The following is a 21963-nucleotide window of genomic DNA, read 5'->3' as shown; positions in this document are numbered from 1 at the left end:
AAAAACACGAATGGACACCACCGCGACTATACTAGAGCGCAGTAGGAGAAAGGAACCGCCTTGAGTATCACGCCTCTCGATAGCATCCGCCGTGCCATCGCCCGCCGCAATGGCGTCGCCGACCCCGCCGTAGCGAGCAACGGCACCGCAAAGGCCCAGGGCGGACGCATCGAGAACGGCCTGTTCCCTGCCTCCCACACGGCCGAAGAGCTCGCGCGCATCCAGGAGCTGAGCCAGCGCAACGCCGGCGGTCCCGACAGCAGCCAGGCTACACGCCGTCGCCGCGAGCGCGATCGCCAGCCCGGCCCCATCCGCCGCATGGTCAATGCCTGGTGGAACCGCCTGCTCGGAGCCGTCTACGGCGGCGGCTTCTCCACGCAAGAAGCCGAGTACGAAGATCACGCCACCCGTCGCGACTACCTTTGGAATACCCTGGGCACCGCCGTATGGGGCATGGCGTTTCCCCTGCTCACCATCGTGTCCACGCAGCTTGTGGGCGCCGAGGAAGCCGGCAAGTTCTCCATCGCCTTTGTCACCGGCACGCTCATCATGATCGCGTGCAACTACGGCGTGCGCAACTTTCAGGTCTCGGACATCGACGAAAAGACCTCCTTCGCCTCCTACCAGCTCAACCGCTGGCTCTGCGGAGCGCTCGCGCTGGCATGCGGCCTGGTATACAGCAGCGCCCGCGGCTACGATGCGCAGATGGCCACGATCGGCCTGGGCGTCTACCTCTATAAGGTGATCGACGGCATCGCCGACGTGTACGAGGGCCGCCTGCAGCAGGCCGACAAGCTCTATTTGGCAGGCATGAGCCAAACGCTGCGTTCCGCCGGCGTCATCGCGGTCTTTAGCGTGGCACTGTTCCTCACGCGCAGCATGCCCATCGCGGCCATGGCCATGGGCATCGCCGCGATTGCCTCGCTCGTACTGGTCACCGCCCCGCTCGCCCTGCTCGAAACCGAAAAATCACGCCGCATGAGTCTGCGCGAGGCTGGCCACCTGTTTGTCCAGTGCGCCCCGCTCTTTGGTGCGCTGTTCCTGTTCAACCTTATCGAGAGCATGCCCAAGTTTGTGATGGAGGGCACGCTGGCATACAAATATCAGCTGTACTTTAATGCACTGTTTTTTCCGGCGCAGGCCATTTTGTTGAGCATTGGATTTATCTATAAACCGCAGCTCCTACGTCTGTCGAGCATTTGGGCGAATCCGCGCAAGCGTCGCCGCTTTGATCTGATTATTGTTGCCGTTATGGCACTGATCGTAGTCATTACTGGAGCGTGCGCCGCATTTATGGCAGGCCCCGGCATTCCCCTCATGAGCTTTATGTACGGCCTCAACTTTGAGCGCTACCGCACGCTTGCACTGCTAATGGTTGTCGCCGGCGGCGTCACCGCGGCAATCGACTTTATCTATGCCATTATCACGGTGTTGCGCCACGCCGGCGATGTCACCAAGATCTACCTGATCTGCTTCGCCGTAAGCGTGGTGGTGCCGGTGATCCTGATTAAGCTGCTGGGTCTGATGGGCGCTGTGGTGAGCTACCTAGCCATCATGGCCCTACTCCTGGTGCTACTGATTATCGAGTACGCCCACATCCGCCAACGCATCGAACGCGACCGCAACCCATACGGCGCCTAATTAGCTGCCCCCGGTCACCGGAATTTGCGATGGAATCACCCCGGCTGGGGTCTCGTTGCGGACAATATGCATCACGCAAAACTAAGTGAGTAGACTTTTGCCGAATCCCTGACCACACCGGCAAAACACAAGTCAGTGACCTGCGGTTTTGTTGAGGCAAATTTGCCGGCTGCTCGGCATTTCCAAAAAAGTCTACTCACTTAGCCAGCGGACAGCCAAAAAAGAACCGTCGCAACGTCGTTTGACTCCGTTGCGACGGTTTTTCGAGCATTTTCGCACTGCCGAGGACGCAGACGCTCCTCATTTCTCGCGCTTACCGAGCAAGAAAGCGCTATTCTCCGAAAGTAGTCAAAAAAGCTCCGTCCCAAATTAGCTACCACTTGCACCGATTATTCGCCCGGGTTGATGTTCGCGTAGAACTCCGCCCCATCATCGAGCCGCAGGATCCCGACGCGGCCGAACTCGGAGCCGGTGGCGGCGGCGCAGTCGATATCGATGCGATCGGGCACGCCGGCGGTATCCTCGCCACCCAGGCGCACGATCTGCCCGCGGCCCGACTCCTCATCGAGCCCCGCAAGACCACCGACCTCGCAATAACGCCCGAGCGACACCGTTGGCGTGTGACCGCTCACCACGACCGGACCCTTGCCCTCGGCAGAAAGCAGCCCGGTCGGCGCATCCCAATAGCCGTGACGAATCCACAGCAGGTCATCGGCCGACTGCACCGCGAGCATCTGCTGCAGCAGCTCGCGATCGGCACCCACCGCTCCAACGCCATCGGCACAATCGACGCCATGCTCAAGCAAAAACGCGCGCGCCGCCTTCATCTCGATTCCAGCATGTACCAGCAGATACGGGCGCTCCTCGGTCTCGGCCACCGCGTAGAGCGGCAGCGCGGCCATCCATCGCACGAGCTCCTCGTATGCGTCAAATTCCATGTCGTTGAGCTGCTCGCGCGTCGTCCAGCCACCGTTGATATCCCAGGTCTCGGCATCGAGCGGATCCTGGCCAATGATGGCATCGAGCATGATCTGCTCGTGATTGCCCTTGAGCACACGGGCGTTGGGCAGCGAGCGCACGAGCTTAATAACGCCGACCGGATCGGGCCCGCGATCGATCATGTCGCCCAGCACGTACAGCGTGTCGTCGGACGTCAACGAGATCTTAGACAGGGCCTCGTCAAGCGCACGCACGTGCCCGTGAGCATCAGATGTCACATAGATCGCCATGGTACGCCTCTCCTTGCATTGCGGCCAAAGCCCGGCGCCGCAACTAAAACTTCAAGTTGAACTTAAACGTTACCCATTGTACTCCGTAGCAATAAAGCTGGGAAGGGTTGCATACCGTCAACAGTCGCCAGCGCACGCCTGCCAACCCGCACCGCTCACGCCACGCCGTCTGGCCCAGCGCCCCGACCAGCGCCGCCCGCGTCGCAGCCTCGTGTCGAAAATGCGCACGCCCGCAATCCAAGCCCATAACCCACCATCTTTGGGTACAAATAACCGCAGACAACTGACCGCGCCACGCCAACCACCCAGGAGCGGACACCATCCATGAACCAGATCCTTCTTTTTATCGGCCTCGTCATCATTTTGTGCCTGACCATCAAACCCGTCGGCAAAAAGCTCCCCTTCCCCACCCTGCTTATCTTTATCGCGCTCGGCATGCTGTTGGGCGTCAACGGCCCGGCGCATATCGACTTTAGCGACTACGCACTCACCGAAACCGTCTGCAGCACGGCGCTATTGTTCATCATGTTCTACGGCGGCTTTAACACCAACATAGACCGCGCCAAGCCCGTCGCCGCGCCGGCGGTGCTGCTGAGCACGCTCGGCGTCGTCATCACCGCAGGCATCACCGGCGTGTTCGCCCACTTTGTGCTGGGCTTCGACTGGATCGGCGGCCTGCTGCTGGGATCGGTCGTGGCGTCCACCGACGCGGCCAGCGTCTTTAGCGTTCTGCGCGAGCACAGCCTTTCGCTGAGGGGCGGCACCGACTCGCTGCTCGAGGTCGAATCGGGCTCCAACGACCCCGTCGCCTACATGCTCACCGCCGTGCTCGCGACCCTCGCGGCGGGCGGCAATATCGACATTCCCGTGCTGCTGACCAAGCAGATCATCCTGGGCGTGGGGTTGGGCCTTGCCATCGGCTGGACATCCAGCCGTCTGATTGAGCGCGCACACGCAACGGCCGAAGGCGCGCAGACCATCTTCTTGTTCGCCGTGGCCATCGTCGCCTACGCGCTGCCGAGCTACCTGGGCGGCAACGGCTTTTTGGCCGTGTACCTGGCCGGCATTGTGCTGGGCGCGAGCGACATCACCGGCAAGGTCGAGCTGGCGCACTTCTTTGACACCCTCACCGAGATGGCCGAGATGACCATCTTCTTTTTGCTGGGCCTACTCGTCACGCCCGCGCGCCTGCCGCAAATGCTGCTACCCGGCCTGGCGCTCATGGCGTTTATGCTCTTCGTGAGCCGCCCCATCGCCGTGGGCCTGCTGCTGGTGCCCTTTAAGACCAACCCTCGCCAGGTTGCGCTCGTAAGCTGGGCGGGTCTGCGCGGCGCGGCTTCGGTCGTATTTAGTCTCTTTGCCGTGGTAACCGGTGTTCCCGGTGGTCACGACCTGTTTGACCTGGTGTTTGTGATTGCCGTGTCAAGCATTGTGGTGCAGGGCTCGCTGCTGCCAGCAGTGGCGAAGAAACTCGATATGATCGACGCGGAAGGCGACGTGCGCCGCACCTTTAACGATTACCGCGACGAGGACGGCATGTCGTTCGTCAAGCTCAAGATGGGAGCTGGACATCCGTTTGCCGGACGTTCGCTCGCCGACATTGGCAGTGCGACGGACATGCTTGTGGTTCTGGTGCTGCGCGACGGCGCGCACCCCGTGCTGCCCAACGGCGATACCGTGATCGAGGAAGGCGACCTTCTGGTTATGGCCGCCCCGACGTTTGAAGAGCGTGCCGAGGTTACGCTGCGCGAGGTCACCGTGACCCCCCACGGTCGCCTGGCCGGCCAGCGCCTGCGCGATGTGCCGCAAGGCAAGCATCCGTTTATTGTGGTGATGCTCAAGCGCGAAGGCCAGACGATCATCCCCGATGGCAACACCCTCATATACGCCGGCGACGAAGCCGTCATCGCCACGCTGGCGTCGTAGCGGCCACAGGGCAGCTAATTTGGGACGGCCTTCTTTCTAACTTCTTTTAGTAAGCCTTTTTTAAACGCAGTACTACCACCAAAAAACTTCTGGTCAGTATTAGTCTGCTTATTTGCCTGATATTTCAGACTCGTGAACTCAATGGTACAGACATAGTCCGCGGCCTGAGCCAAATAGTAATCCGATGAAGTTGTCGGCTTATAGATAACTGCATTTTTAGCCAAAGCGTAATCGATTGCCTTGTGAAGCGCACTCGAAACCGAACCCTGTCCTCCGTCGTAGTAAATCTTTACAGCATCAAACTGCTGAAACCAACTCAAATTGTCGAATATGAAATCGATGATTTCACGCCGCATCGCATCAGCAATCTGTTTAAGAGTTCGGTACCGATGCGTCTTGAATACAAACACCTTGTACGAGATGGGCAAATGTCGAAACATAACTCGAAATAGTGAGAACAGCCTTTTTCTCTCGCTGATGCCCAAGTCCTTGAACTGATCTTTTCCATTCATGAGAGGAGAAGCATGGAACGGAAGAAGCGGCAATCCGCTTTCGGCTACCGCCCTTTCATATTTCTCTATTCCCTCAGCGATGGGAATATCTTGTTCATGAAAAACAAAGGCCACAAGATAGTATCTTTCACGAAGATCATCGCTTCCAGATTCATCAATAAAGATACTCAGCTCTCGCATGGGCAATCCTTAATAAAAAAGCCGGGGAAAACGTCCCCGGCACTTGGAAGCCCTCTCTTAAGAGATGACCACCTAGTTTATACCATGAAGTTGGACGTATGTTCAAGCATGAGTATAAAATACAAACATATGTTCGTCAATAACAAAGATGGCCATCATTCAGCGTCATCGTCGACGGCAAAGTCGCGGAGGTCGAGGCCTTCGCGTTCGGCACGGGTCAGGAGCTCTTGGGGCGACTCATCCTCGATATCCACTACGTCGAGCATGGCGGCCGGAAAGCCCACGCCTGCTGCACTCCCCGCGCGGTCGAGCAGGCTCTCGCGCAGCTGATCTACATCAACTTCGATCTTCATGGTGAAACCTCCCGCCAAACCAGGCCCTTACTCGTCAGCGCCAAGCACTTCCACGGCAGCAACAAAAGCCGCAACCTGCTTGTCGTCCATCTGCGTGGCCAGGCGCCCCACGGGCTCATCGTAGGCGAACTGCACCTTATCGATAAAGCAATCCCAAGCACGCTCATCCACGCGCACGGCAGCCTCACAATACTGACTGAGCTTTTTGAGCCCATACCAAAACGCATTCACATGGCGCGCAGAATCCTCGTCCAGCACACCATCGTAGCGGCGTCCGTTAAACTTACGTATGCGCGCCACAGCAACCTCGAGCGAGTCGCCACCATCGGCCGAAGCCTCATCCACAAGCTCGGGAATCGCAACCTCTCGGCGAACATCATGCCTGGTAGCGCCATCGTACTCGCCCACCAGCACGTCTTCGTCAAGCCGAGAATCGTAGTCTAAATAGCTCGAGCCCCGGCAAATCCCATGCGGCGAGCCAGAGCCAAACGCACAGAACAACCCGCCGTCGGCAACAACACGACGGTAGGTCTCAAACGACTTCTTAACCTGAACGAGCAACTCGGAAAGCTCCCCGGCATCGCACGTCGTCTCGCACGCAACGCACACAGGCTCGGGCAACGATACTGGCTCCACCGTGCTCCCCACAACGCGGACGGCGCGCTCGGCCCGATACGCCTGCGCCGCTAAGCGCGCTCGCTGCGCAGCACCGCGCACGTTCGTAAGTTCACGCTCCAGCGCCACGTCACCAGCAACATCGCCAGCCAAATCACCCGTAAACCCATCAGCGTGCTGCGGCCCAGTCGCACTCAGCTCGGACTCAAACGTCGCCGTGATCATACCCGCAAGGTCCGTTGCGTCGGCGGCACAACGAAGTTGCTCCAGCTGCGTGCACAGCAGGTCGGCATCCAGGGGCACAGCATCCACAACGCGCACGTCACCCAGACGCGCCACGTCCTGCAGCACTAAAGCGCCGGCAGCATCGTACGCTGCGCGCACCCTGTCCGCCGTATTCGCACGCAGCTTTACCTCGATAAACGCAAGCGTCTGCTCCAGGCGCGTCAGCAGCTCGGCCTTGTCCTCCATGCGCAAAAAGGCAGCATAGCGGCGCTCCATCTGCAGCGAGCCCACAACACCCGCCTGCTTGCGAGCACGCGCAAGGGCCGCGCCCTCAACACGGCGCACGTACGTATCAACAGCCCGCACGGCAGATTCGCGCGCAGCGTGCTCGGCAGCCTCGACATCCCTAAGCACACCCAGCAGTTCGCGGGAGCGCGCCTTGCGCACCAACTCCCCGCGATCGTACTGCTCAAGCGTCGCCTGGCGTTTGGCCACCGATTCAAAGCCAAACAGCTCGTCGAGCAGCTCACCAACAGAACGCTCGTCCGCCATGGCGGGCCTCCTCACGCACTACGCACCAACATGTTCGCGGAACGCACGAGCACCGGACGCCCCGCTCGCCCGCACCCCTACAAATCCAGAGCCTTCTTCGCGGCGTCGACCGGATCGCCATCCATGTAGAACACCGGGCTCAAGCCCGAAATGATCTCGGACGAAACGCTCTGCAGGCCCGCGATGGCGCTCAGCGGCAAAATCACACGCTTGGCACCGGCGTTTTTGGCCACGCGCATAATGTCCTCGAGCCCGCGGATCTCGTCCATAGAGCCCGACATGCGCAAGATGCCCGGGACCGCCAGCGCAGACATCACCGGGCGGTTGCACGCCGCGGAGCATAGGCCCACAAACTCGGCAAGCGAAACTTCTTCGGACAGGCCCTTGCTCTGCAGATCGTTATAGAACAGCAGGTAGTCCTTGGAGCCAATGTGCATGCCCGGCGCCACGCGGTTCGCCAGGTTCACGAAGTTGTCGAACGCGGCCTCCAGCGTATCGCGCACCGGCTTGTTAAAGGCCACGCCCTCGTGCTTAAACTTGCACTCGCCGGCAACGGCCTTGTTCTCCAGCTTGTACACGGCAACCTCGCCGCCCTGCGACCTACCCACGCCAAACACGTGACCGGACAGCAGCGGCCCGTCGGGAATCAGCGTATCCTCGGTCTGCTCGGGCACGCGCACCACGTGCACGTCCTGCGGATTATCGGCATCCATATAGCCAAGGTTAACATCGATAAACTCGACGCCCGCCATAATCTTGAGCTGCTCCTTTACGCGGCGACGGCCCTCGATGGCGTAGTCCAGCAGCCAGCGAACGTCGTCCTTGTCCATAGCCTCGTCGGGGAACAGCAGCTTAGCCAAGCCGCTAAAGGTCTTGCGCACGGCGATCTCATCGCGCTTGTTAAAGTCGCTGTTAAAGCGGAAGTAACGGTCGATATGATGCGTAAAGTCTTTGCGGCGCATCTCCTTGCAAAACTCCGACAGGCAGTCGGTGATTAAGCCGTAATGCCTGGTCAGCAGGCTCGAACGCATCTTGGGAATCTCCCAGCCCGGCAGGTAATAGTGGATACGGTCGAAGAAGGCCGAATCGTTGTTAAACTCCGGCGGGAACGGATCAAACAGGTGCGTGGTCTTAAGGACGTTTTGCACGGTGTCGTTGATGTTGCCCTCAAAGACCATGGAGGCATCGGCGTTAATCTGGTCGCGGCCGCGCGCGTAGCTGCCACTCGCCATATAGTCCTTCATGATCTGCACGGCGTTGGTGTCCTTAAAGCGCATGCCGGCGACCTCGTCGAACGTCACGCAATCCCAATGGCCCACCAGGCCCACGCGATCGGCGCGCATGGAGTTCATACGGCCGAACAGGTTGGCCGTGGTGGTCTGGCCGCCCGAAAGCAAGATGGCATAGGGCGAGACCTCTTTGTAGATATGGCTCTTGCCGGTGCCACGGGGACCCAACTCGCACAGATTGTAATTGCGCTCGATCAGCGGCACCATGCGCTCGATAAAGTGCAAGCGCTCCTTCTCCGAAAGCTCGCTGGGCTCATAGCCGGCAGAGCGCAGCAGCATGTTGAGCCACTCGTCGCGCGAGAAATACTGGCGCTCGTCGATCATGGCCTCCAGGTCCAGGTTGGGCATCTGGATGGGCGTGAGCGACGCCACGCTAAACGGAGAGTCCTCGGGTCCGCGCTTTTTGCGCTTGGCCTTGGAACGGCGCGGCGCATCGTCGCCAAAGACCTCCATGCCAAACTCGTCTTCCTCTTCCATGGGATGACGATACTCGATGCTCATGATGCACCAAATGCCGCCCTGCAGAATCTTGGAGTAGTCGCGCACGTACTCGGCCGGCATCACAAACGGCTCAATGGTCAGATTGGCAAACGACGCCACGTAGATGTCTTTGTACTCGTCGAGCTTGGCCGTCACCTTATCGATGATGGTAAAGCGCCCCAGCTCGCGAATCTTGGACTTGATGCGCTCGGACTCGTCGGGGCGCACATAGTTATCGGTGAGAATCTTGCGGATGCGCTCCAGGCCCTCCGCCACGGCATCCTCGTCGTCTGTTGAGCAGTACATGCCCAGCAAGTACTCCAGCACAAAGGTAGGCACGTTGGCGCCGCGCTTCATAAGGGCCGTCAGGTCCTTACGCACGATCTTGCCGCCAAAGTGCTCGAGCAGCTTGCCGTCCAGTCCATCCATGTCGTAGCCGTCGTCCTCGGGAGCCTCGGCCACGGCCTGGGCATAGTCATCGGTCGAGGGCTCGTCCTCGGCGGGCGCCACGGCATCGGCGGGCGCAGCGGTCTCCGCCGGCTCCACCGCAGGCACATTCTCCACCGCGGGCACAGTCTCCACCGCAGGCACAGTCTCCACCGCAGGCACAGCCTCCGCCGGCGCACTCACATCAATCGAGGGAACTTCCCACAGATCGTCGTCATGGCTATCAAACATAGGGCACACTCCTAAAAACCAAAGTCAGCAACAGGGGCAAACGAAACAGCGATGGTGTACGTCTCGCGCCAAACGATCTTGCCCGTCTCGCGCTCACGGCAGACCAGATAGTACGGACCCTTGGCCGAGAATCCATCCGCCGCACGCAACGCAAACTTGGCATGCACAACGCGCTCCTGCGAGTTAACAGAAGTCTTGTTGGCATGCGCCTTAACCGTATCGCTCACCTCGTTGCCGCTTGCATCGGTAAACACCAGCTCGTACTCGCACGGCAGTACCTTGCCTTGGGCGGGTTCTTCCTGGATCAAGTTGACCGAGAAGAGCGAGTTGGTCACTCGACGTCCCTCACTTAGTACGCGCAGCGTCGCCGCGCGCGTATCGACAAAGTCCTTGGAACCCGAGCGCGCACGCCAAAATCCGATAACGGGCACGCAAAGCTCCTGCAGGCTCATGCCGCCGTGGACGTAGTTGTTAGTCCCGCCGGGACGCTTAAAGTGCACGTTCTCGCGCGGGGCAAATCCCTCAAAGCCGGCACCCAAACGCCCCATGTCAACATTAACAAACACCCTGCGTGCCTCGTCCGAAAGCTTGGCCACGGCCTCGTTGGGCACCACCAGATGACGCTTGCCGTGCATGACGGGAGCGTCAAGGAAGGGAAGGTCTGGCTTGCCGAGCATCTGGCACTCGTTGAGTTCCCGACGCGTGTAGATAAAGCCGTGATCCGCCGTTATAACAACACGCGCGCCCGGGGCGTCGGTGCACACACGACGCGCCAACGTGGCAAGTTCCTCCACGGTGTCCGCGCAGGCATCGAAAACATCATCCTGCGTAGCGGCCTTCTCGCCCGTGGCATCGATCTTGTTGTGGTAGAGATAAACGAGCTTGGAGTCTTTGAGCAACGCCTTGCGCTCGGTTCCCGCCATGTTGAGGTATGCGCTTGAGCGCAAAGCGCGGCTCGTAGACTCAACGTGGGTAAGCACGGCCTCGCGCTGCGGAGTCGTCGCAGTGGGCATGCCGTCAGCCAGCACAAACGAGCCATCCTCCGCAAGCTTAAGCGCTTGGTGTGGCAGCAGCGCGGGCATGCCCACCTCGGTAATGGAGGGAAAGACCGCCTGCATGCTAGAAACCTTGACGTTGCCGCCGCGCTCGCGCTCGAGCAGCGCCGCGACGTCGCGGGCCACCTCATAGCGCAGCGCATCGCTCACGATAACGACCGTCGTTTTGGCAGAACCCACAAAGGTGGGCAGCACGTGCCAGTAGAACTCATCCTGTCGTTCGGGGCCCTCGATATAGCCGCAATCGGCCCACTCCCCTTGCGCAGCGGATGCCCAGCATGCATTGGCATCGGCCAAGAACCAGTTACTGTAGAGATTCTCCGCCCAGTCCACTACGGCTCGGGCAGGCTCCTCGAGCACATCGCACTCGATGGAGCGTGCCCGCAAATACGCGGCGCACATATGGCGATAGGCAGCGTCCATGGCATACCAATCGGACGCGTAGGCATCCCACACCTGCTGGGGCTGCGCCAGATGGAACCCGCCCGCGTGCGCCTGCCTAAACGCGCACATATCGGCCACAGCGACAAGCAGGTCAAAGTAGCTCTCGACACGGCGGTACCAGCTTAGGTCGCAGCGACGCGCCGCAAAGGCGCGCGCATCTGCAACACGGTCCGCGCCCCGAGCAAACGAGCAGAACAGCTGCGAGAGCACGGCCTCATTGACGCACGGGAACACATCAAGCGAGGTCAGCACATCGATCGACAGGGCCTCAAACCGTGTAAAGAGCCCGCGGGCATCCTCCACCAAACGGCAAATCTCAAATAAATCCTCGCTCGACGCCTGAGCATCGGCAGTCTGGTCCCACGCACGCACCGCCTCAAGGCAATAGGGGCCGTATGCGGGAACCACATAGCTTTCGAGTCCCTTGAGCGCCCCCTCGGGAAGCGCGGTGGATGCCGCCGTGATGAGCACATGGGATGCCAGCGCAAGCAGCGAATCACGCTCATACAGCGGCCCCTCAAACCCATAGCAACGCAAAATGAAGGCAGAAAGGACATCGCGCACGCAGTAATTGTCCGCCAACTCGGCCAGTGCATCGGGGCCCTCATGCAGCAGCGTGGTCATGCAACCGCGCAGCACAAACGCAGGCCGCGCGTCGCCAGGCTCTTTACCGCCAAAAATCACCGTAAGGATGCCGAGTTCGATATCGGATGCGCCCGAGGCATGCGGAACACACGCGGCAAACTTAGCGCAGCGGGTCTTGGCATCAAAGAACGTCTTGTGCTCGCGCAGACTCTCGCGCACGGCGTCAATATTCTCGATACCCAGCTGATCGGCCAAAAGTGAAAGATAGTCAGCCTGGAACTGATCGGCATACAGCTCAACATCGGCAAGCCAATCACCCTCAAGCCTGCCGCGCGGACAACGGCGATACAACAAGATATCGTTCGCAAGGTCATCGCGGTTGATAAGCTTCTTAACGGCAAACATGCGGCCCTCGCAGGCCTCAACAAACCGCACCGGACGCTCAAAGTCACCGTGGGCGGGCATAACGCCATCATCGGCCCCCGCGCCGTCGAAACCCTCGGCAGCCAATCGCTCAAACTCATGGGCAAACTCGCCGTCCGCATCGTGCCAAATCACCACACGGCGCAGCATACATGCGGACAACGGCTGCAAAAAACGCAGCTTGAGCTGTTCTTCTACATCGATCTTGGGCATGAATATCCTTACCGTAATTGCAGTTACTTAATCTTTGCCAGCACATCCTGAAACTTGGCGTAGTTGACCTTGACGCCGTCATCCAGGTCAATCTTGATCATCTGGTCTGCCAAGTGGTGCAGCTTCTCTTCGTAGGCAATGGTCTCTTTAAGCTGGTCATTGAGCTTTTTGACGCGCTTATCCAAACGCACGCGCTCGCCGCGCTCGGCACTGGCAAGAGCATCGTTGGCATAGCCGATCTGGGCACGATAGCGCTCCTGCTGCTCATGCACATAGTCGGTGCGGATGCGAGCCAACAGGTCGGGCTGATATCGATGCATGTAAACAAGGCACTTGAAGCCGTTCTTTTTGCCACTGTCGAACAGCCAGTAGATAGGGCGCTTCTTATAGGTCTGGCAGTGGTCCTTAAAGAAGTCCTTCAAAAAGTAGGCGCGGATTACCTCGCGCGAAGTGCCCTTGCCGCCGAGCGCCTCGGCAATAAAGGCCAGGTTCTGCTCAAGCGTCTCCTCGCCGTACACGGTGCGCACAAAGTCGATAAAGTAGCGCACGATGTCGTCGTCAAAGTACTCGTCATCGGTAATGGGCAGCACGTTGTCGGCATCGGGCATAAAGGTCACGTGCGCGGGATCGGGCACCTTGGCCAGATAGTCGTCGACCGTGGCACCCTGATCGGCCAGGACCAGCCCGTCCACATCCAGCGAATAGCGGCCAAACATGCAGCCCACGGCATAGCTTATGAGCGAGGTGATCTCGTCACGCTTGGTGCGCACGTATTTATTGCCCTTATAGCTCTCGGGAATCTCATCGGCAGTGTCGAAAATGCGCGCCACCGAAACGTACTTATCCTCGACCTCGATGGGCACCTCTCCCTCCATGTTGTAGATCTTGGCAAAGATTCGGTTGAGCTCTTCCTCGTTAGCGCGAAGCTGCTCAAAGCGAGCATTGACCTCGGCCTTGCGGGCCTCGTATTTATCGGCGAGCAGTGTTGGCATGTTTACATCCAATCCAATCGAGCGTGATTCAGCTCAAGTAAACTTCATTTAAAACAGATGAGATAACAGGTAAAGGCACTGATTGTTCAAATGAGCAGGAACAAAACCGGGCTAAAGGGTGACGCCTATCTACTGCTAACTTTTGGTCCATCCTTAATAACCATTATCCATTGCAATAAAGTGGATTCCTTTATTACCGCTCGACCTTTAATTTGGCTTCCCTGTTTATTCTCAAAAACGTAATAAAGCTCACCTTTATATTTCGAAGTCTTAAATCCACCGTGAGCAAATGAATTTCGAATAAAATAAAAAAGAGCCTCTGTTTTGTTGAGTCCACTTTTAATAGTGTGAACGGCAAACTCGAAAGAACCGTCAAACGAGTCCAATCTATTAAGCTCGTCAAGCGTAGCCTCGATATCTTTCGCAGGAGCCCCTATCCATTTGCAATTCGGAAAACCCGATAATCCTCGCATCAAGGAATGCAGTGTATTGTAGCCACCCTTAGACCAGCCGAGCTCTCTAAAGGAAGTGCCCTTTTCTGACGTGCCAGGAACAGGCGTCTCCCATACGTAAAACTGAACAAGCTTCTGAAGATTAAGATCGCCCGATAGATTGACCTTACGCGCAAACGACCATTTACAAGCCATAAATATCGCCTACACCAATGGGTTGCGTTTGAAATCCCAAGAGGTTTCAAACGAATCCCAATCCGCTTCAGACTCAACGACTTGCTTGACAACAAGGGATTTAACGCCATCAGACGATTCCCGCGATGATACAACTGGAAAAGAGCCAACGACTCCAGCGCTCCAGTTCAATGTCGGATTTATCGCTTTAGAAAGTAGCTGAATTGCAGACGAATTTAACAGGCCGAGGAGATACCAATACATCTCTGGATTGGGATAACAAGCTGGGCCGGCATCGCCCATGACATACTCATCTGTATTTAAAGCCCTGAAACTAATGTCACCCGAGGTAATTAGCGACCAGCACAGACATGATCTGAAGTAATCAGACTCGTTAATATTACCTGAACCTGGAAACGCTTTGATCTCCTTGCCATCGTCCTTCCAACGCACGACATAATCACGATTACCATACCAACGACGATAGGGACCGCCTTTGGAGTAGAACTTATAATCAATGTCAATCAGTGAAGCAGAGACTTCGTACCACTGTCGAAGAAACAAGTCGTTATTTCCCGTAAACATCCCTTTACGTGTTTTCGCAATTTTTGCCAAAGACCGCCCAACCTCGAAGGAGCCGTTTGCCCCTTTCCCAAGCCAGTAGGCTATGGGGGTGCCGGGGATCTGCCTGAAGGCCTCGGCATCGCGGCGGTAGAACCAGCCGCAGTCGGGGTTTTGGATTGCCTCGAGGGCCTTGGGGGCCTGGGCAGCAGCTCCAACGAAGTCAGAAAGGCGAACATAGCCGCCCTTGTAGCCCTTAATGAATGAGTTGTGGAACGTATAGGAACAGATGGGCACAGTAGCGCCAGCAAAGCCCGAGTACTCAAGCTGGATGAGAGAAGTCAGCGTTCTGTCGTTGATAATCTCGTTGCGGAGCTTCTCGTAACTTCCGATAAACATCCAGACGAAAGGCGACATTACGCCGCACTCGCCATGATCTTTAGCAAATTTGAACATGCGAACGACAAAACTGGAGAACAGGTCGCTCTTCACGTCGGGGTAGTTCTTCTTGATCCACTTGCTCATGAATGGATTAAAGCTGCTGCTGCCCATATACGGAGGATTCGCAACGGTGCAGGTAAAACGACGGGACAGCTTCTCGCAGATGGCGGCAGCGCTTTCGAGCTTAGTTTTGGCCGTAGCGGCAAAAAGGTCATCGGAACAACTCGCGGCGGCAGCCTTGAGCTCGTCGATCTCGTCCTCTGAGGGATTGAGCAGCGAACCGATCTCGCCCAAATGACTCAGCTCCTCGGCGAGCTTCTTGTTACCCGGCAGCTCGTCCTCCCCTAGCGGGATGCTCGAGAGCACGGTAACGTCGGCGCGAACGCCACGCCTAAAGAAGCGACGGTCGTGCTCGCGGGCGCACATGGCAAGCGCCAGCTCCGCGATCTGTGCCGCGCGGGAATCGATTTCCATACCTGCAAGGTTTTTAGTAAGAATGAGCTCGGGAATCTCGCGTTCACGATAGCCGCGCTCCTCGTACATATGAAAGAGCAGTTCAAACGCGTAGACCAAGATATGGCCCGAGCCGCATGCCGGGTCGCAGAGCGTAATCTCCTCGGGGCTCGAGATGCGAATGAAGTCCTCGTGCTCCTCATCAGGCTCGATGTAGTACTCCATGCGCTCGCGCAGTGAGCTCCCGGGGTTGTTGAGCATCCACAGACGACCGAGCGAGTTCTCGACCATATAGCGCACGATCCACTCGGGGGTGAAGAGCTGCGTGGCAGGTGCGATGTCGGCCGCCGCTGCCTTACGCTTGGACTTGAAGAACTCGTCTTTAACGTCAGCGTTGTAGTACTGATACATCCAGCCCAGAACGGTCACGCCCTCGCGCCAGTCCTCGTCAGCGAGGACTGCATTGAGCTTGCCCACCACGCTGTCTGCCATCATAAGACCCTGGGGTAACAGCAGCTCCATGGCACCGCCCACACGTTCAAAGACACCCGGCAGGCAGTCGGCAAGTTCCTCGCTCTGCGCCACAAATAGATAGCGCCACAGCGGTTCGTCGGAACCCGCCATTTTGAGCTCCGCCACGCGCTCGGGGTCGGCCGTGGAAATCTCCACGTCCAGGGCGTTCTCCACAGCCTCGCTACCATGGCTGCCGTCCGCGCGGCTCAGCATGCGCATACAGCTGGGGAGCCAGCCGCGAGCCTCCATAAAGCGCATGGCCACGATACGGTTGAACCAGGTGTAGGCCGCACGGTCGCGCAGCGCGTCATGGCTCTCTGCGGTCTGCAGGCGCAACAGCTCGTCGCGCTGCTCGACCTCGAGTGGACTCAGAGGCTGGCCGTTGATGGTCTGGGACCCGGCAGGATCGGGCGCGGGGTCGGTGATGCCATAGCGCACCATCTGCGCCTCCACGCCGTTAATAAGTTCCACGCGAGCCCACGTGCAGAAGTTCTTGAGAGCGGAATCGTTCATGGTTCCCGTACCTTTCAAAACGCCATAAGCCGCCGGTGCATGTTTGGGCGCCGGCGACTGAGCGGGTTAGTTAATGCGGATCTCGTCGTTTGATGCAAGCGCCTGCATAAGGCGGGCTCGCAGGTCGTCCACGTAGCGTTCCACGTCCTCTGCGGTTGTGAGGCGGCTCGGCTTGGCCAGGTCGGTGCGGCGCACGGTCTTGACCTTGCGCCGGGGCTTGGGCACGGGCACGGGCACGGAACCGTTACTTGGCGTAGCGGTGCCCTTGTTGGTGATCTTTTTGACCACCTCGCCCGTGCTGGTGACCTCGGTGGAACGGCGCTCGTTTTCCATACGTTCGCGTGCGGCGTCCACGGCGTCGTATATCTTGTTGGCCGCCGTGATGGTCCAGCTTTCCCAGTTTGCCGCGAGGGCGTTAAGCTCGTTGAGGCTCTGGACGCCGTGGGTGCGGTTCTTGAACGACTCATACTTGGTGCCGGCGTCCGCTATGGCATCCTTGGCCTGCTTGACAAAACCCTCTTGGCTCTCGGCCTGCTTTTGCAGGTCCTGCAGGTCGTTCTCGATGCGATGCAAGAACTCGTTGCGGCGCATGCCCAGGAGCTTTTTAATGTCTTCCTCGACGGGGGCCATCAGCGGCTGCAGCTCTTTAATGCGGCTGTAGGGCTTGGGATCTTTGAGGATCTCGCGCACCGTTACCACATTCTCCACCGCGCCGGGAATGTCATCGGAGGCATACTCAATGCCCTCCGTGCGACTCAAGAATTCCCTGGCGTGGTCAAAAGCCGTTCGTTGGTTGGACTCGAAGAACTCAACCACCTTGTCAAAGTCTTCCTTGGCATCGAGCAGGCGGTCTTCGTGCTTGGTGAACGTGATCAAAAATGCCTCGGCCTCGTTCTGGTCCTTAAGGATGTCGGCCACCTCCGAGCGCATCTTCTCGCACTCGTCCTCACCGGGATACGGGAAGGCCGGCTTGATACCCGTGAAGTAGTCGCGTGCCATGGTGAGGCACGTCTCGCGCAAGTCCTCAAGGCGCTCCTTGAGCTCGGCTACGAGCTTATCCTCGTTGGAGGGAACGTTCTTAAGGTCAAACAGGTCGCGCATGAGCTCGCCCGTGGCGCGCAGCAACCGGTCGCTCATGCGCATGCGCAAGCGCACCTTGGCCTTATCGGCATCCTTGCGCAGGAGTGCCACCATGCGGCTGTCGCTAGCTTGGACCGTCTGACCGCCAAACAGCACCTGCGCGCGCTGCTCCACCACAAGCTGCGCCACCACATTTGCGATGTCGACCTCGCGCCAGCCAAAGGGCCTTTGCTGATACTGGCGTTGGATATCGCCCATAGCGGTATCCAGGTGGCGTTGGTGCTGCACTTTGAGGTAGTCCTCGACCTCCTTGAGCGCACGCGTGTTACCCGCGTCCATGCCAGCGAGCCCCGCTTGAACGTTGCCCGCCAGAGTGGAGCGGATATCGGAATCGCTCGTGACCGGCGCGCCGATGTAGTCGGCCTTTTCAAAGACCACATCGCACAGCTGCGCCAGCACCTGCTCAAAGACCTGGGCGGGTTTGGCCGCGCGGACCTCAACCATGCGGTCGTTGACTGCGCAACGTGCATGGAGCACGGCCTCGCTCAAAAGGGCATCGGCCTCTTTCTCGTTATAGGCCGCCTCGCGCATCTTAGACTCGACGATCTGGCGCGTGCTCGGCTGAAGCTCCTGGAGATTTCGCGTCTTGGCGTACTTGCGGATCTTGGCGGCGTTGACGAGCGTCTCCCAATAATCCGCCTCGTCGCTTAAGGCCACGATGGCCTTGCCCGAAGAAGCCAAGGCCAGCTCGATATCGTCCGCACGGCCCAGGTCGCTCGCCATGGTCGCCACGTAAAGCTCCATGCCGCCCATGCTGCCACCGTGGATTGATCCGTCCACATAGCGGTCAAACGGGAAGTCGTTGGCCCCGCGGTTGAGTTTGCGCGCGGTGTAGATGCTGTCGAACAGGCGCTTTTTGATAGACTCGATTACCTGCGCGCTATCGATTGGGGTGCGTGCGATCTCCTGCGCTATCTCCTGCTCCTCGTCGGTGAGGAAGCTATAGGTATCGCCCTGGCGTGCCACGTAGTTCTCGCGCTCCAGGCGGGCAAGGGACTCCTTGACGCGGTCCTTGAGGGCGCGCTTGTCCACGTCGAGGCCGTCGATCATAAGGATGGAGATGTTCTCGACCGTGGCCTTGACGTAGCCGATGTAACGAATCAAGTACAGGAGCTTAAGCACCCGGACGTCGTAAGGTTCAAGACCCTCCGCGTTCTCGGCCGCACGGACCGCGCGGTCGACCACCCGGTTGATGCCGGTCTCAAGATCTTTGGAGATAGTGTCGAAGAAGCGCCAGAGCGGCACGAGCGCACCGGTCTGCTCAAGTTGGATGGCCTGAGCGCTCTCCTGGAACGCACTAAGCATGGAGCGCTCGCCCGTGGACATGTGTTTGGCCTTGACGCCGTGTTTGCGCACCTCGGTCATGACATCGGGCAGAAGCTTGAACTGATAACCCACAAACGGGTAGCTGGCGACAAACTCCTTGGCGTTGGCGTAGCCGGCGAGGTCGGAGCGCGAGCCACCCTCAAAGGTAAAGTTGTTTTTGAGCACGGCGGCGTCTTGCTCGTAGACCTGTGCAAGCATATCGGCCGCCGACGCGGTCTTCTCGAGCACACGGCGCTGGATGACCTCGTCCACGCTGGAGCTGGAGAGCGAAAGGCGGGTATTGAAGCGGCCTTGGATCTTTGAAAAGTCGTTGCCCACGGGCAGGCTCAGGTTGTCGATGGCCTCCTGGCTCGTGACCATCACCCACACGCGGCCACCGCAGGCGGCCCCCAGCTCCTCGACAATGGTCTGAAGGCTCAGCATAAGGCTTGGGTCCTGGTCGTTTGTAATAAACTGACCCACCTCGTCGACCATAAAGAGCAGGCGGAAGTTGCCGCCGCGGGCCGCCGCCTGAGCGTCCACGTAGTCCTTAACCTTTTTGGCAAAGACATCGGGGGCCAAAACCTCGTCCTCAGAACCCTCGAGCCAGTTCCATGCGGCCTTTTCGCTCATGCCGAGCACGCTCTGCAGCACCTCGACGACGTCGTCCTCAAAGTAGCTGTAGGTGTCGCGGGTCTGGAGCCAGGACTCGCCGTTGACGCGCTCAAAGGCCTCGCGGAACTCCTGGGTCTTGCCCAGGGAATCGATGTGATCCTCGAGCTTTGCAAGCTTGAGGTCCTCGCCGTAGAAGCCGCGTGCCTCGTAGAACATGCGCTCAAAGCCGCGAAGCAGCGCCGTGGGAGCCGTATCGCCCTGCTTCCACTGGCCCGCCTTGCTATCGATGTTAAAGAGGATGGCTTGCGTGGGCACCGAGCAGGCGCGCTCCATGGCAGCCGCGACCATGGGGTCGACGATCTTGCCATCAAAGTAGCGGATGGCGCTCTTACCGCCAATCTGGCGATTCTCGAGCAGGTAGCTCAGCATCTTGAGAAAGTGCGATTTACCGGAACCGAAGAAGCCGCTGATCCACACGCCGATCTTGTCGGTGCGCACATCGATGGCATCGCCGTAGGCCTTGAAGAACGTGGCAAAGTGCCCCTGCAGCTCGCGCGTCACCACGTACTCGTCAAGCTCCTGACGGATGGACTCGTCTTTTGAATCCTGGACCTTGACCACGCCGTTGATGGAGCGGTTGATGTCTTTTGCAAAGAGGTCGCGAATGATCGTGTTGTCCATGGGTGCTCCTTTGGGTTTGGGAACGTTATGGCAAAGGGTTGTTACCGGCGGCAGGGCCTTGTATGCGGGGAGCCGTGCTTACGAGATATCGATGGCGCGGTAGTAGTTATCGGCCGGCAGACGGTTAAAGAGCTGGAAGGAAGAGCCGTTGAAGCTGCCCGGATAGGCGGCGATCACCGGCACATCATCAAAATCCGCGAGCATGCAGTGGAGAAGCGTGTGCATGCGAAAGAACGGGAAGACCTCACCTGCACCGGTGAGGAGGATGACGTCTCTGGGCACGTGCGGCTCGGTTTGTTCAAGGATGCACGCGGCGACTTTCTCGGGCGAGGCGAACTTGGCCACGTCCTCGAGCACGCGCTGGGTACCGCGACGCTCCTCTTGGCGCGGGATGGTCTTGAGGACGCGGCGCTTTTCGAGAATTGCCAGCACGGCGTCGTAGAGATTCACGACCTTGAGCGTGCACGGGAGCTTGCCGGCCTCGGCATCGCGTGAAAGGACGTCAAATAACGCACGCGCCTCAAACTCGAGCGCAGGGTCGTAGCAGAAGGTATGGAAGCCGATCTCGTTACCTATGCCCTTGTTGGCCAAAAAGTCCTCGCTGCACAGGCACTCACGCAGGAGCTGCGCGCGGCGCTCAAATTCTTGGCGGGCGCGCTCGGAGCGGGCATGCGCCGCCACGACACTCTGGCGGGAATGGATGCCGATATTGGTGGTGAGATCGGTCGCCGGGGTGACTACGGAATCGGAAGTGCTGTTGACGGAAGCCACGCTACATCACCGCCCTGCCGGTAAGGGCCGCGATAAGAGGCTGCTCGCCCAGCTGGACCAGGCCCTGCTCGACCTCGGGGTCGAGAAAGAGCGGGGACAGGCGTTCGGACTCCGGGCCCTGACCCTCGCCTATAAGGCCGGCGTGGCGGAGCGTCTGGCGCAGCGAGCCCTTAATGCGCTTGACCGTGGCCTCGGTCCAGCGGGCCGCGTCCGGATACTCCGTGGTAAAGCGCGTCATAAAGGCGTTGAGGTCAGCCGCCGTGAAGGCATAGTCGAAGTTTTGCAGGCGCTCCCCCACCTCGACGAGCACGAGCTCGCGCACGATGTCGTAGCGGCAGATCATGCTGTAAAAGATGGCCTGGTCCGCCTGCGTGGGAGTACCAGATGCCATAAGGCCGGTTAGGGATAACGCAGCCTCGGCGGCAGTATTGGGGTCGATGCCGCGCGCGGCGCACGCGGCGTCCGTGGGCATCATGGCGTCGAGGCGGCGAAGGCACACGGTTGCGCGGTTGGCAACCATGCGCTCCGTAGGATATTGAAAGAGGTTATCGCTCTTTACGCGTACAATGACCTGCTCGTCGCTTGCGCCCTGCGTGCGCAGAACAGCGACGATGCGCATCTCATGCGGGAGGAATTGCTCGCGGGTGAGCCCCCCCCCCCCCGAACGCTTTTTGTGGTTACATCCACAGTGCACGCTCCAAGGGTGTCAAAGGCTGTCACAAGTGCGCCGCAGCCCGGCAGGCAGGCGCGGCGCACATGACAATAATCATACCTGTTGGTAAAAAAGTTACCACGACCAGCGTGTCAAATGTTGAGCAACAAAATTAAATCCGGTTAACGGTTATTTTCGCAGCTCAGCAGCTTTGACGAGATCGCCCCAAATCACACTTGCCAGATAAACGCGCTTGCGAATGCAGACACGCACACGCCCAAAGCCACCTCGCATCGGACC

The 21963-nt window shown here is 58.9% G+C and carries 14 protein-coding genes; 2 read left to right on the top strand and 12 right to left on the bottom strand.

The genetic code is table 11. The annotated features are described in order from the left end of the window. Positions 1 to 60 precede the first annotated feature (60 nt). A complete protein-coding gene (locus DW645_RS05415) occupies positions 61 to 1641 on the top strand; it encodes a lipopolysaccharide biosynthesis protein (RefSeq protein WP_233540719.1) in 1581 nt (526 codons plus the stop codon). Between the two features lie 389 nt (positions 1642 to 2030). Here DW645_RS05415 and DW645_RS05410 read toward each other — a convergent pair whose 3' ends face one another. Continuing rightward, the gene (locus tag DW645_RS05410; protein WP_118226707.1) at positions 2031 to 2870 is read right to left on the bottom strand and encodes a metallophosphoesterase; all 840 of its coding nucleotides are present in this window, start codon (positions 2868 to 2870) and stop codon (positions 2031 to 2033) included. Positions 2871 to 3194: 324 nt separating this feature from the next. On the opposite strand from DW645_RS05410, the gene DW645_RS05400 reads away from it, so the two are divergent. Then, positions 3195 to 4796: a potassium/proton antiporter gene (locus tag DW645_RS05400; protein ID WP_118226703.1), complete on the top strand. Its 1602-nt coding sequence runs from the start codon at positions 3195 to 3197 to the stop codon at positions 4794 to 4796. A gap of 14 nt (positions 4797 to 4810) precedes the next feature. Here the strand turns inward: DW645_RS05400 and DW645_RS05395 are convergent, their stop codons facing one another. From DW645_RS05395 to DW645_RS05350, 11 genes are all read right to left on the bottom strand, one after another. Next, the gene (locus tag DW645_RS05395; RefSeq protein ID WP_117776136.1) at positions 4811 to 5488 is read right to left on the bottom strand and encodes a DUF3800 domain-containing protein; all 678 of its coding nucleotides are present in this window, start codon (positions 5486 to 5488) and stop codon (positions 4811 to 4813) included. A 155-nt stretch (positions 5489 to 5643) separates the two neighbouring features. After that, the gene (locus tag DW645_RS05390) at positions 5644 to 5841 is read right to left on the bottom strand and encodes a hypothetical protein (RefSeq protein WP_117786726.1); all 198 of its coding nucleotides are present in this window, start codon (positions 5839 to 5841) and stop codon (positions 5644 to 5646) included. Positions 5842 to 5868: 27 nt separating this feature from the next. Then, positions 5869 to 7233: a hypothetical protein gene (locus tag DW645_RS05385; RefSeq protein ID WP_117786727.1), complete on the bottom strand. Its 1365-nt coding sequence runs from the start codon at positions 7231 to 7233 to the stop codon at positions 5869 to 5871. 77 nt (positions 7234 to 7310) lie between these two features. After that, the gene (brxL, locus tag DW645_RS05380) at positions 7311 to 9680 is read right to left on the bottom strand and encodes a protease Lon-related BREX system protein BrxL (protein WP_199575655.1); all 2370 of its coding nucleotides are present in this window, start codon (positions 9678 to 9680) and stop codon (positions 7311 to 7313) included. 11 nt (positions 9681 to 9691) lie between these two features. After that, a complete protein-coding gene (pglZ, locus tag DW645_RS05375) occupies positions 9692 to 12400 on the bottom strand; it encodes a BREX-1 system phosphatase PglZ type A (protein WP_118226701.1) in 2709 nt (902 codons plus the stop codon). 23 nt (positions 12401 to 12423) lie between these two features. Beyond that, positions 12424 to 13392, bottom strand: coding sequence for a hypothetical protein (locus DW645_RS05370; RefSeq protein WP_117786729.1), 969 nt, complete (start codon positions 13390 to 13392; stop codon positions 12424 to 12426). A 125-nt stretch (positions 13393 to 13517) separates the two neighbouring features. Beyond that, positions 13518 to 14039 carry a hypothetical protein gene (locus tag DW645_RS09895; protein ID WP_117786730.1) on the bottom strand — a complete coding sequence of 174 codons (522 nt, stop codon included), beginning with the start codon at positions 14037 to 14039 and terminating at the stop codon, positions 13518 to 13520. Positions 14040 to 14048: 9 nt separating this feature from the next. After that, entirely contained in the window at positions 14049 to 16499 is a 2451-nt protein-coding gene (gene pglX / locus DW645_RS05365; RefSeq protein WP_118226699.1) for a BREX-1 system adenine-specific DNA-methyltransferase PglX, read from the bottom strand. 66 nt (positions 16500 to 16565) lie between these two features. Then, the gene (gene brxC, locus DW645_RS05360; RefSeq protein ID WP_118226697.1) at positions 16566 to 20240 is read right to left on the bottom strand and encodes a BREX system P-loop protein BrxC; all 3675 of its coding nucleotides are present in this window, start codon (positions 20238 to 20240) and stop codon (positions 16566 to 16568) included. A gap of 78 nt (positions 20241 to 20318) precedes the next feature. Further along, entirely contained in the window at positions 20319 to 21011 is a 693-nt protein-coding gene (locus DW645_RS05355) for a DUF1788 domain-containing protein (RefSeq protein WP_117786733.1), read from the bottom strand. A gap of 1 nt (position 21012) precedes the next feature. After that, the gene (locus DW645_RS05350) at positions 21013 to 21705 is read right to left on the bottom strand and encodes a DUF1819 family protein (protein ID WP_255413344.1); all 693 of its coding nucleotides are present in this window, start codon (positions 21703 to 21705) and stop codon (positions 21013 to 21015) included. Positions 21706 to 21963 lie beyond the last annotated feature (258 nt).

It is taken from the genome of Collinsella sp. AM23-17, from assembly GCF_003470945.1.
In the GTDB taxonomy this organism is placed as follows: Bacteria; Actinomycetota; Coriobacteriia; order Coriobacteriales; family Coriobacteriaceae; genus Collinsella; species Collinsella aerofaciens_O.
Note: the sequence above shows the minus strand (reverse complement) of the source record. Positions and strands in the feature narration are given on the sequence as shown.

Bases quoted from the DNA above. Each gene is read 5' to 3' on its own strand.
- brxL (WP_199575655.1), bottom strand. From the start codon at position 9,680: ATGTTTGATAGCCATGACGACGATCTGTGGGAAGTTCCCTCGATTGAT.
- brxC (WP_118226697.1), bottom strand. From the start codon at position 20,240: ATGGACAACACGATCATTCGCGACCTCTTTGCAAAAGACATCAACCGC.
- DW645_RS05395 (WP_117776136.1), bottom strand. From the start codon at position 5,488: ATGCGAGAGCTGAGTATCTTTATTGATGAATCTGGAAGCGATGATCTT.
- DW645_RS05370 (WP_117786729.1), bottom strand. From the start codon at position 13,392: ATGCCAACACTGCTCGCCGATAAATACGAGGCCCGCAAGGCCGAGGTC.
- DW645_RS05385 (WP_117786727.1), bottom strand. From the start codon at position 7,233: ATGGCGGACGAGCGTTCTGTTGGTGAGCTGCTCGACGAGCTGTTTGGC.
- DW645_RS05410 (WP_118226707.1), bottom strand. From the start codon at position 2,870: ATGGCGATCTATGTGACATCTGATGCTCACGGGCACGTGCGTGCGCTT.
- pglZ (WP_118226701.1), bottom strand. From the start codon at position 12,400: ATGCCCAAGATCGATGTAGAAGAACAGCTCAAGCTGCGTTTTTTGCAG.
- DW645_RS09895 (WP_117786730.1), bottom strand. From the start codon at position 14,039: ATGGCTTGTAAATGGTCGTTTGCGCGTAAGGTCAATCTATCGGGCGAT.
- pglX (WP_118226699.1), bottom strand. From the start codon at position 16,499: ATGAACGATTCCGCTCTCAAGAACTTCTGCACGTGGGCTCGCGTGGAA.
- DW645_RS05400 (WP_118226703.1), top strand. From the start codon at position 3,195: ATGAACCAGATCCTTCTTTTTATCGGCCTCGTCATCATTTTGTGCCTG.
- DW645_RS05390 (WP_117786726.1), bottom strand. From the start codon at position 5,841: ATGAAGATCGAAGTTGATGTAGATCAGCTGCGCGAGAGCCTGCTCGAC.